This is a genomic window from Paraburkholderia sp. GAS82 (genome assembly GCF_050436285.1).
Lineage (GTDB): Bacteria > Pseudomonadota > Gammaproteobacteria > Burkholderiales > Burkholderiaceae > Paraburkholderia > Paraburkholderia phenazinium_B.
Genome location: NZ_JBNDLX010000010.1, coordinates 308,964 through 319,430, shown reverse-complemented (window position 1 = coordinate 319,430; position 10,467 = coordinate 308,964). Strand labels below are relative to the sequence as shown.

The following is a 10,467-nucleotide window of genomic DNA, read 5'->3' as shown; positions in this document are numbered from 1 at the left end:
TTGCGCACCTTCGACAAATCGCCCCATCTGCGCCTCTCATTCCAGCAGGTTGATTCAGTCTAGGCGATCATTAGAGTTTTTACACAGCCTCGGCCAGTTTCGGTCATTCGACAGGGCTAGCAAAATCGCCGACAATCGAATGGGCCGCAGAACCATGACGCTATCCGGGCGGCGCTGAATGACTCCGGCCCGGGCACGGTGTAAGGTGCAAACTGCGCCGTAATCAGACGCTAGAAAATCGATATGTCTACCCATAACCTAGTTTTTCTTCCTTTTACGGCGTTTCACCATGGAGAAATCGGGCGAGCAGTTATTTTGTTTTTTTTTGATGCTCTAATCCTCTTCTGTATCGGTTCGCTGATTTTTCTGATCGTGAACTATGCTGGCGTGAAGGTGCAAACGGCGGAGGCCAAGGTATTGGCAAAACGTATTGTTCCTGCCCACTGGGAGTGGCAAGGTCGAGGACGATTTACTACATACGCCTATGTGGCCGAATATGAAATACTTGATTTAAATGTAAATGGTCAGGATATGACATATCGGCCTACTCCTTGGATTATGGAGCGGACAATAGCGAATACTACGGAGCCTGTGCAGTTTGTAGCGGGTAGATTGAACGGGAAGGTGCAGATTAAAAAATTCAAATACCTGTGATCTTTCGGTGGAAGATTAGTGATCCTCTGCGGCATCGGGGGACGTTCAGGAACGCCATACGCCCGATGCATCCGGCGGCACGCGGCCAGAACCGGCCAGTCGACGTATAGGCATGTATCGTTGACAATCTGGCAGTCGATGAATCAGGGGGGGTTATGTCCGATTACAAACTGTTGCGAGTTGTTTTGCGAGCGACCTTCGTACTGGCTGGGCTAATTTTCCTCTCGCAGGGCGCTTGGGCAGATGCCCCCTACAGTTTCATTCGAATCCAGTGTATGGGCGCTATCAACCGGCTTGAGGTCAGCACATTCATTACGTGGAATGTGTGCGACGTGGGATGCTCGCAAGCTGCACCGCTGGCAAGGCAGGGGATATACGAACTGAGGAAATTCATCCAGCAATATTCAAAACATCCCTTCGAGTGTGATCTCGGGGCGGGTCAAAAGGCTGTCGTGTCAATTCTGGACCATTGGCCCGGCAGAGATCTTCCCGGGATGGAATTCGATGTCAGTGTCGATGATAGACGGGTCGTACCGCCTCAGAGATTGGACGGTGAGGCTGAGATTGATCTCCAGGTGCAAGCGTTTCTAGGCAAGAACGATGCGTCGGGCCGGCCCATCAATCCTGCGTCGGTATCTACCAATCTCTGCTTTCTCAACGGGAGGGATCCACTTGCGCTTCCCGATTCGATGAGATGCGAGAGAACATGGGTGGGCGCCGGTGAGGGCTGGACAAAAGATGAGGCCGATAGCGCACAATACGAAAGAATCGTCCAACCGAAATGAGCGGCAGGTCAAGATCGCAAGTTCTCGACTGAACGATCAGAGTTGCTATTCGTGACCGTCCGTTTGCGAGAAAGCCGAAAGTCTTTTATGGGTCGCGTGCGGTCTGACGCGGCAGGCGACTTGCGGCCAATAGTTGCCGGTCGGCGAGACTGCAACGCCGTCAGTTGAAAGACTGTTTCGTTTTCGCGAAGAGACATTCGCTCTGCAAAGGCGAGCCTTCTTTCCGACGCCCATAGCCATTAAGGCATCTTAATGTCTGGCGCTTTGACATTTAAAACTGCTACCCAGTTCGCCTGCCGTTGGATGACTTTCCCGTCCGCAGTAGTGAGCACCAGCGAAATTCCCACGTTGGAAGGATGGCCGTCGCTTCCTCCGGTCGGGGTAAAGCCGGCGCGTGCAGTTAATTTGTTTATATCCAGTGTGTTGTTGTTGCAAAGGCCCGAAGCTCGAAACCACGTCGAATACCTTTGAGGCGCGAGTACAGGAGCCGTCACCACCATCGGTTGAACCTGCTTCGGCGGAATAGTCAGGGGAAACGACTGGCCCGTCGTATCGCGGCCTTCGTGCGCGTCTAATCTCAGGCTTGGACCTCGGGCTGAGTAGCCCGAGAAGTATGCGCTCATGATCGTGACCGGTTGCGTAGAGTGATTAATCACTTGGATGCGCCAAGTCAACGGGATGTTGACTTCGTATGCTACGCATCGCGGTGTGCCAACCGCGTTTGAAGTATCCTCGTTTGGCTGAATCACGACATCAACGTTTTCCTCGTTGAGACCATTTGCAATTCTTGCCTCCTCCCACTGAGCAGTTGAGATGGTCGTGGTGAAACCCAAGGATATAACGCTTATTGCGATTGCAATTCTTGATTCGGTGAAATGTTGCTTCATATGGCGAATTTTAATAGACTTTTATCGCGTCTCGGTTCCAAGATATAGGACGTCTACGATTATTTTGACATCCTTCATTTATCGGCAAATTTGCGCTCCCCTTTAACGGACAGCTTCGCGTACGAGAGGCAGGCTATTGCCTTACACACACACGCGGACCGATCACATCAGCGTATGACCGCTGCGGCCAGGAACCGGTCGCTTATTGCCTCATAGGTGGAACGGTCGCTCGGCGTCGCAACGTCCCAACCGGGAACCCGAAAAGCGTAGCTCAGGCGCGGGATGGCGAATGACCGGTGTGCGTCCGAGAGCAGCCGACGGAACGCCCGATGCTGGATGGCCGAGAAGGGTCGACCCGAGCCGAGCGTCGTCTGCCGCGTTGCTCCTCGCGCATTGCGATGCCGCTTCGCGCGAAGCGTGAAAAAGACAGAACCTTCAACCGTCTTCCTTTCGCCGGCACCCCGATGCTATTGCCATCGATAGAAACGATTTCACCGGCGCTTTTGTTTGCCCGTAGGAGAACGCAGTTGCACGTCGACGCATTGCGCGCGCAATGGAGGTCATCATGGCCGTCTTTCAGTGGACAGGAAGTGCGAGTACAGGCGATTTCTCGACAGCCGGAAACTGGCTGCCTGCAGCGGGTGCGCCGCCCGGACCCAACGACCTGGCGAAGATCGAAGGCGCTGCCGTGCCGATCACAGGAACGGGCAACCCGGAAATCCTGTACACATCAGGCACAGTCAAATTAGCGGGGCACTTCACGGAAACCTATGGCAGCCCCGTCAATGCACAGCAGTTAACCTTGCTGCCGGGTGCCGTGCTGACTACGCCGATGGTGCACTTCGTCGTGGGCATTGATTCCCCCCCGCCAATGATCGGCAATATGACGGTGGGTGAGGGCAGCGCTGTCGTGATCGCAGGAAGCCACACACCAAATAACTACGCGATCGAGATGTCCGAACTCGCTGGGTCGAACTCGAGCCTCGTGGTCGAGGGCGCTGGCGCCGTCGTCAACGGCGGCAATCTGCCGATGTCCGTGGGACAGGCCGGCCCCAGTTTGTTGACGATCAGGAACGGCGGCGTCGTGAGCGTCGGGAATGCGGACCCGCTCATCTACCCGTGGTGTCTGGTGATCGGCAATCACCCGGGGTCCAGCGGCACGGTCCAGGTTCAGCGCGCGTCGCTGCTTGGGCACGGCGAGATCATCGTTGGCCGCAATTCGACGGGCACGCTGAACGTGGACGAAGGCGGTCTGGTCGTCGCGGAGGATCTTGCGATCGGCTGGGAACCGACGAACCAGCAAAATTCCCCACCGACCGAGGGCATCGGCGCGGTGACGGTCAAAGGGCGGGACGCCCGACTGATCGTTGATAACCAGTTGGAAGTCCAGCACATGGGAACCGGCTCACTGACGGTCGCGGATCATGGCTTCGTGTCGGCGGGCGTCGGAGTCGTCGTGAATGGCACGCTATCGCTGGCGAATGGGGTGATCGATACGCTGGCGTTGGGCGTCAACACCGGCGCGACGCTGTCGGGCAACGGTACTGTGATCGCCGCGCAGGGCGTTGACAACAACGGCGGAGTGATCACGGCTGTCGGCAAACTTATCTTTGTCGGCGACGTCGACAATGCTCCCATCGCCCATGGCAGCTCAATGACGGTCGCCGCTGACAGCGAACTGCAGGTTTTCGGCGCATTGACCGATGACGGCGCACTCTCGCTTCATGCCGACAGCGTGGCGTCGCTCGAAGCGGTGGCGTCCGGGCAGACCGTCTCGTTCGACGGCGCGCACGCCCGCCTCGTCCTGCGAAGTCCCGGCGAGTTCGCGGGCTCGATCAGCAACTTCGGGAAGACCCACAAAATTGTGCTGGAAGCCGACGTGACCAACGTCGCATTCGCTAACGGCGTACTCACCGCGACGGGACCAGGCGGCCCCGTCGCGGAACTCCAGATGATGGGTTCTTACGAGCCTCCCAACTTCCTGTTGGCGCCGGGCTTCCCTGGCGTGATTACGGTTTGACAGCAGGGCCGACAGACCGCCTGCTTCATTTATCGCATCAGTGCCCGTTCGATCGTCGTGGTCGCGGGCACAATGCGTTCTTGCGTCGGCGTTGCTTTCGATTTCATGATTCCAGATTGATGCGCCATTGCAATTGCTTCAACGCGCGCCAGCCTCATACTGCTCATCGGTTACCGGCTCCATCCACTCGACGTTCTTGCACGTAGGAATCTGGCGTAACGTCACACCATTATTGCGGTGCCAGTTCTCCGAACCAGTAAGACGACGTCACGCCACCATCCATCAGGAAATCGCTTCCGGTGATAAATCCTCCGTCAGGCCCCATGAGCAGCGCGGCAACATTTCCAACTTCGTCCGGCGTGCCGGCGCGCTTGGCCGGGCACCCGTCAATCATGCGCCGGTAGCCTGCCCCACGCGGGCCGGATAACTCGTCCTTCGCAAGCGGCGTGATGATGATGCCCGGGCTGATTGTATTGATACGAGCGCCACGCTTGCCCCAGCGGACTGCCTCAAACATCACGCGCAGGGCGTTGCCGCGTTTCGACAACTGATAGGCATGCAACGAATCCTTTACCTGATCAGACCGCAGCATTGGCAGCTTTAACAATTCTTCGACAGGCGTCGTCGCAAGCGCGTGGTTATGTTCCGTGGTCAGCGGCGGTAGACGATGGCCGGACTGAGAGGCGATTACCACCCCCGCTCCGCCCTCGGCCATCACTTCGCCAAATACTTCGAGGATCAACGCGGTGCCGTAGAGATCGACTTTCAGGATCGTCTCCGGTGAGGCCTGCGAGGGCGAAACGCCGGCCGCATGAATAAGGCCATGGATGGCGCCCAATGAAGTCGCCTTAGCGGCCAGGGCCTCAACGGACGCCCGGGATGAAATGTCGACGGCCGCTGTCGTCACCTCGAAACCCGCCTCGCTCAGCGTCTTTGCCGCGGCGTCGGCCTGCTCCTGACGCAGGTCGGCGAGTAAAAGGTGTTTGCCTGCGCCCACCCGCCGCGCAATGGCTTGCCCAATTGATCCCGGGCCGATTACAACGATGACTTTTTGCATGATGCTTCTTCCTTGTTTCTGGATTGGCCGATCGCTTAGATTTCCTGACGAGTGGGTCGAAACAGGATCTCATTTACGTCGACTTCCGGAGGCTGACTAATCGCGAAGGCGACGGCGCGTGCGAACGATTCAGCTGGGATCGCGATCTCTTCGTAGAACTTGCCGATGAAGCCGGCTATATCCGGTTCCGTAATGCTGTTCGGAAGCTCCGTCGCAACCGCACCCGGCGAGAGAATCGTCGTGCGAAGACCGTAGGGTTTGACTTCCTGGCGCAAGCCTTCCGAGATCATGAGCACGGCGCTCTTGGTTGCTGCATAGACAGCGCTGCCGGGCCGCACGATCCGCGCCGCCACGGAAGCGACGTTGATGATCTGGCCGCTCTTCTGCTGTTTCATGTGTGGCAACGCAGCGGCGATCCCGTACAACACACCCTTGATGTTGACGTCGATCGTCTGGTTCCAGTCATCGATCTTCAGGCGCTCAAGCGGTGAATGCGGCATCAATCCGGCGTTGTTGAGCATGACGTCGACGCGCCCGAAGGTCTGCACTGCTGCATCGACCAATGCTTTGACATCGTCGTGACGAGTCACGTCGGTTGCCATAGCCAGTGCCTTGCCGCCTTTGTCGATTAATTCCTGTGCTAGCGACTGAATGCGATCGACCCGCCGCGCGCCCAGTACGACGATCGCGCCCTGCGCGCTCAGATGCCTGGCAGTCGCTTCGCCCGCGCCGCTGCTCGCACCCGTGATAACAACAACTTTGCCTTCAATGTTGTTGCTCAAGCCATTGCGCGTTTCCACAGACCTTCTCCGGTTGAAATCAATGTCCAGATCTTAGGTTGATGCAAATCAATTAACAATAAGGCTATAGTTTCACGGGGTGTTAAATGGAGGTTAATTATGCTGCGCACAGGTCTGTCGGAACTGACGGCGTTCATTGCCGTCGCTGAACATCGAAGTTTCCGCGCGGCGGCGAAAAAACTGGGGGTTTCCGCGCCGGCGTTGAGTCATGCGATCAGGAATCTCGAATCGGGTCTCAACGTGCGCCTCTTTAATCGGACGACCCGCTCGGTAGCGCTGACTGAAGCTGGCGAACTTTTGTTGCAGCGTGCCGGTCCGGCACTTGCCGACCTTGAAGATGGCATTAATGAAGTGATGTCCGCAGGTACCCGGCCGTCCGGATCAATCCGGATCAGTTCGGCCGAGGCCGGCGCGCGACCACTGATCCAGCACGTGCTTCCGGATTTTCTCGCGGCTTATCCGGAGATTCACGTGGAGGTCGTCGTGGACACGCGACTGATCGATATCGTGGCAGACGGATTTGACGCTGGGATACGGGTGCTCGACGATGTTCCGCGCGACATGATTGCGGTCGAATTTGGTCCGGCATTCCGGTTTGCAGCGGTCGCATCGCCCGAATATCTTTCTCGCCACCAGCCGCCGAAAACACCTCAGGACCTGAGGCAGCACAAATGCATCCGCTATCGATTTCTTAGCGGTACGCTATATCACTGGGAGTTTGAACGTCGAAGCAGTGGTCTCAGTGTCGATGTCGATGGCCCCATGACGCTAGGCAACCCAAATCTGATGGTCGATGCTGCGCTGGCCGGCATCGGTGTCGCCTGGGTTCCGGAATATCTGGTCGTGGAACATCTGGCGACCGGCCGATTGGTTCATCTACTACCGGACTGGAGTCCATCCATGCCAGGCTTGTGTCTCTACTATCCGGCTAACCGACACCCACCGGAAGCGCTTAGGCTGTTTTCGCAGGCGGTACGCGAATGGGCCAACAAATCGACGAAAGATAAAGGCAACGCAAAGAGCGTGGCTGTCCCGCGGACGGCGAGGTGAAGAGGGCCCTACGAAGTCAGCCCGAACGGTTAACGGGATTTGGCGCTTTGCTTACAAATACCCTCAATCTATTTACGTATCATTTACGAATTTGTAGCCGATATGAAAGGTGCAAAACAACACCGGGAGACACGCCATGGACCTCCTTTATATCGGCGCAACTCTTGCCTTCGGCGGGATTTCGTCAGCAATGTTGATGGGCTTGGACAAGTTGCCCCGCACGTCGCGGGATCGAGGCACACACCAGCTTTGACGCCCGCGCTTCCGATCACGTCAATCATCGCATCACGGCACTGGATTAACCTGAGCCGGCCGTCGTCTGGCGCGGCGCGGCCACTTTCGGCCATTCGATTTCACCCTATGGATTGCTAACAATCGCAACGAAACTCCAGTAAGTGCCTTTGTTCGTATGATGGATTGTCTAGCATTTCTATCCCCGACCTTCTGCCTACGACAACCCGTGAGGCTAAATTTATACACAGCCTCTCAAGTTCGGCGAGCCTGCGCCGAAATATTACTAGAGTGCTTGCGTTGAAAGGCCCTGGACATGAATCGCTATGTCGTAAATCAATTACGCGTAGGATTCCTATTTGTATGATGAACGTGCGCGACGTCTGCTTTCTTCAGACGATCCTGAGGGGCGACGCATTGATCTTCTTACCTGCAGCCGCGTGCGGAATTTTTGCATGCCTGATGCGATAACTTGCAATGGAAAAAGTCCTTCTACTTCAAGGAATGGCAGCATGAAATTCAGCAACATGAAACTTGGCACCAAACTGATCAGCGCTTTTGTACTCGTGTGCCTGATCGGCGCAGTTGTGAGCGGAATCGGTATCCGGAACATGGCCCGGATTAACGATGAAGGTGACAAGGTTTACCACCTTGACCTGATCGGACTATCCCTGACTCAGAGGGCGGACGTTGATCTGCTAACGGCAGGCCGTGCGCTCCGCAATGCCATTCTCGCCTCCAGCTCTGAGCAGCGGGCCGGGTTTCTGGCCGACAGTGAGAAAAGCCTCGCACAGGCGCGGGAAGCACTTGATAAAGCCCGGCCACTGTACTGGAGCGCAAAAGGTAAAGACGTCTTTGCAGAACTGGATCAAGGCTGGCGTGACTATTCCGAAGCTTTCAGGGACATGGAAACAAAAACCGGTACTGCCTCCCTTCAGGATCGCGGAGAACTCACGGAAAAGCTATTTGGCGACTTCCGACAGAAGGTCAACAAGGTTGACGAACTGATCACCACGTTGGTAGATGTGAAGCAGGAGAACGCGAAGGAGGCTGCGGAATCGAATCAGGATCTGTATGTAGAAAGTCGCAATCTGATGATTGCCCTGGTGATCTTCTCTACCTTGGCCGGAATCGGAATTGGCATGTGGCTCACGCGTAGCCTGACGCGGCAACTCGGGACGGAGCCAGCGATAGCCGCCGACCTTGCGAAAGGAGTCGCGGAAGGGGATCTCAGCGTGAACATCGACCTGCGGCCTGGTGACACGAGTAGTCTGATGGCCTCGCTGAAGAACATGCGTGACGGTTTGTTGCGGGTTGTGTCCGATGTTCGCCAGAACGCTGACGGCGTGGCTACGGCGAGTGCACAAATCGCTCAGGGTAATCTGGATCTGTCGAGTCGCACCGAGGAGCAGGCGAGCGCGCTGGAAGAGACTGCCGCGTCCATGGAGCAACTCACGGCGACCGTCAAACAGAATGCAGAAAATGCCCAGGTGGCCAACGAACTGTCGCTAAGCGCGAGTACGATCGCCCTCAAAGGCGGAAAGGTTGTCGATGAGGTAGTCGAAACGATGACGGGTATCAACGACAGTTCAAAAAAGATTGCCGAGATTATCAGCGTGATTGACGGTATCGCCTTCCAGACAAATATCCTGGCACTGAACGCTGCAGTCGAAGCGGCACGTGCCGGTGACCAGGGTCGCGGTTTTGCTGTGGTTGCTGGCGAGGTGCGCAACCTGGCACAGCGTAGCGCCGCTGCGGCAAAAGAAATCAAGACTCTGATCTCAACCAGCGTCGAACGTGTAAATCAGGGAACTGCCTTGGTAAATCAGGCTGGCACGACGATGTCCGAGATCGTCAGCGCGATCAAACGTGTGACCGAAATCGTTGGTGAGATCAGTGTTGCCAGCAACGAGCAGAGCGTCGGCGTGGGGCAAGTAGGTGAGGCAGTGAGCCAGATGGACCAGGTGACGCAGCAGAACGCTGCGTTGGTAGAAGAGAGCGCTGCAGCCGCGGAAAGCCTGAAGTCCCAAGCCCAACAATTGGTGCAAGCCGTGGCGGTGTTCAAACTGTCGGACAGCGCCCCGTCTGCATTGCTGGCCTGACAGCGCTAGTCAGAATCGCCTCCAAAGTACTTCACGGTATGACTCGGGTTGAAAGTCTGGGGGGAGCCGCAATCCAAGCTCAGCGCCAGGAAGTTTCTGTGCAGTGCAATCGTGAATTGGCATAGCGGCCGAACGGCCGCTTTGGAGAAATTCGAGCATCTGTATTGGGTCGCGTGCTGTCGATCACCGGCCCGTGAGTTTAGGGCCCTGTTTCGGCGTCAGTGACCTGCTGCAGGATCGCTTCGAGCGTCGAGATGACCTCATACGTGTGCTCAATCAGATCGCGTTGCGCGAACAACAGCCGGTGATAACCGTATGAGGTGGCCGTTGCAACTACGACCAGTGCAAGGACCGGGACGATGCGCCAGTCGACCGCGCGCATGCATCGTTTCCAACGTGGCAGTTCCGCGGCGCTACCCGCATTAAAAGCGCATGACCAACGCAACACCGGCGATCATCAGTAGCGCACCCGCCAGCCTCGGCCAGCTCAGCGCATGTTCCTGCACACCGATCAGTCCGAAGTGGTCAATCGCGACAGAGGCCACCAGGTTCGCGCATATAGTCAGCCCGTTCAGCGTGCCCACCCCTACCTTTTGCACAAGGGTCAGCCCGGCGAATACGGCAACCGCGCCAACGATGCCGCCCAACGGCGCCCACCATTTCATGTTGCGCAGATCGGCCAGAGTCGGTAATGGATGCGGCTGAATGCAGAACAGCGCTATCGCCAGAAAGGTCACCAGCAGAAATGAGACGCTCGATGCGAGCCACGGATTGACGAGCGAACCTTTGAGCTGGCCGTTGATGGGCGCACCGGCCGCCTGCAACATGCCGGCGATGACGATGAACGGGTACAGCCAGATGCCGTTGAGCATGGTCAACCT

Annotated in this window: 10 protein-coding genes; 5 read left to right on the top strand and 5 right to left on the bottom strand. The window is 56.8% G+C overall.

What is annotated here, in order from left to right:
* The first annotated feature begins 243 nt into the window (after positions 1-243).
* Together P3T17_RS29315 and P3T17_RS29310 are read left to right on the top strand one after the other, a co-directional pair.
* Positions 244-654 carry a hypothetical protein gene (locus P3T17_RS29315; RefSeq protein ID WP_143787644.1) on the top strand — a complete coding sequence of 137 codons (411 nt, stop codon included), beginning with the start codon at positions 244-246 and terminating at the stop codon, positions 652-654.
* A 155-nt stretch (positions 655-809) separates the two neighbouring features.
* Positions 810-1,439 (top strand): hypothetical protein, encoded by a 630-nt coding sequence (locus P3T17_RS29310; RefSeq protein WP_111936011.1) that lies wholly within the window; start codon positions 810-812, stop codon positions 1,437-1,439.
* Positions 1,440-1,678: 239 nt separating this feature from the next.
* Here P3T17_RS29310 and P3T17_RS29305 read toward each other — a convergent pair whose 3' ends face one another.
* Positions 1,679-2,326, bottom strand: a complete 648-nt coding sequence (locus P3T17_RS29305) for a hypothetical protein (RefSeq protein ID WP_429409954.1) — start codon at positions 2,324-2,326, stop codon at positions 1,679-1,681.
* Between the two features lie 565 nt (positions 2,327-2,891).
* Between P3T17_RS29305 and P3T17_RS29300 the strand changes: the two genes are divergently transcribed.
* Positions 2,892-4,346, top strand: coding sequence for a hypothetical protein (locus P3T17_RS29300; RefSeq protein WP_429409952.1), 1,455 nt, complete (start codon positions 2,892-2,894; stop codon positions 4,344-4,346).
* A gap of 229 nt (positions 4,347-4,575) precedes the next feature.
* Here P3T17_RS29300 and P3T17_RS29295 read toward each other — a convergent pair whose 3' ends face one another.
* On the bottom strand, positions 4,576-5,403 hold the full coding sequence (locus P3T17_RS29295) for an SDR family oxidoreductase (RefSeq protein ID WP_429409950.1): 828 nt from the start codon (positions 5,401-5,403) through the stop codon (positions 4,576-4,578).
* Between the two features lie 35 nt (positions 5,404-5,438).
* Positions 5,439-6,185 carry an SDR family oxidoreductase gene (locus P3T17_RS29290; protein ID WP_429409973.1) on the bottom strand — a complete coding sequence of 249 codons (747 nt, stop codon included), beginning with the start codon at positions 6,183-6,185 and terminating at the stop codon, positions 5,439-5,441.
* A gap of 117 nt (positions 6,186-6,302) precedes the next feature.
* On the opposite strand from P3T17_RS29290, the gene P3T17_RS29285 reads away from it, so the two are divergent.
* Together P3T17_RS29285 and P3T17_RS29280 are read left to right on the top strand one after the other, a co-directional pair.
* Positions 6,303-7,253: a LysR family transcriptional regulator gene (locus tag P3T17_RS29285; RefSeq protein WP_429409948.1), complete on the top strand. Its 951-nt coding sequence runs from the start codon at positions 6,303-6,305 to the stop codon at positions 7,251-7,253.
* A gap of 743 nt (positions 7,254-7,996) precedes the next feature.
* Positions 7,997-9,586, top strand: a complete 1,590-nt coding sequence (locus P3T17_RS29280) for a methyl-accepting chemotaxis protein (protein ID WP_429287840.1) — start codon at positions 7,997-7,999, stop codon at positions 9,584-9,586.
* A 199-nt stretch (positions 9,587-9,785) separates the two neighbouring features.
* Here the strand turns inward: P3T17_RS29280 and P3T17_RS29275 are convergent, their stop codons facing one another.
* On the bottom strand, positions 9,786-9,968 hold the full coding sequence (locus P3T17_RS29275) for a hypothetical protein (protein ID WP_429409946.1): 183 nt from the start codon (positions 9,966-9,968) through the stop codon (positions 9,786-9,788).
* Positions 9,969-10,008: 40 nt separating this feature from the next.
* Entirely contained in the window at positions 10,009-10,458 is a 450-nt protein-coding gene (locus P3T17_RS29270) for a DMT family transporter (protein ID WP_429409944.1), read from the bottom strand.
* Between the last annotated feature and the right edge of the window lie 9 nt (positions 10,459-10,467).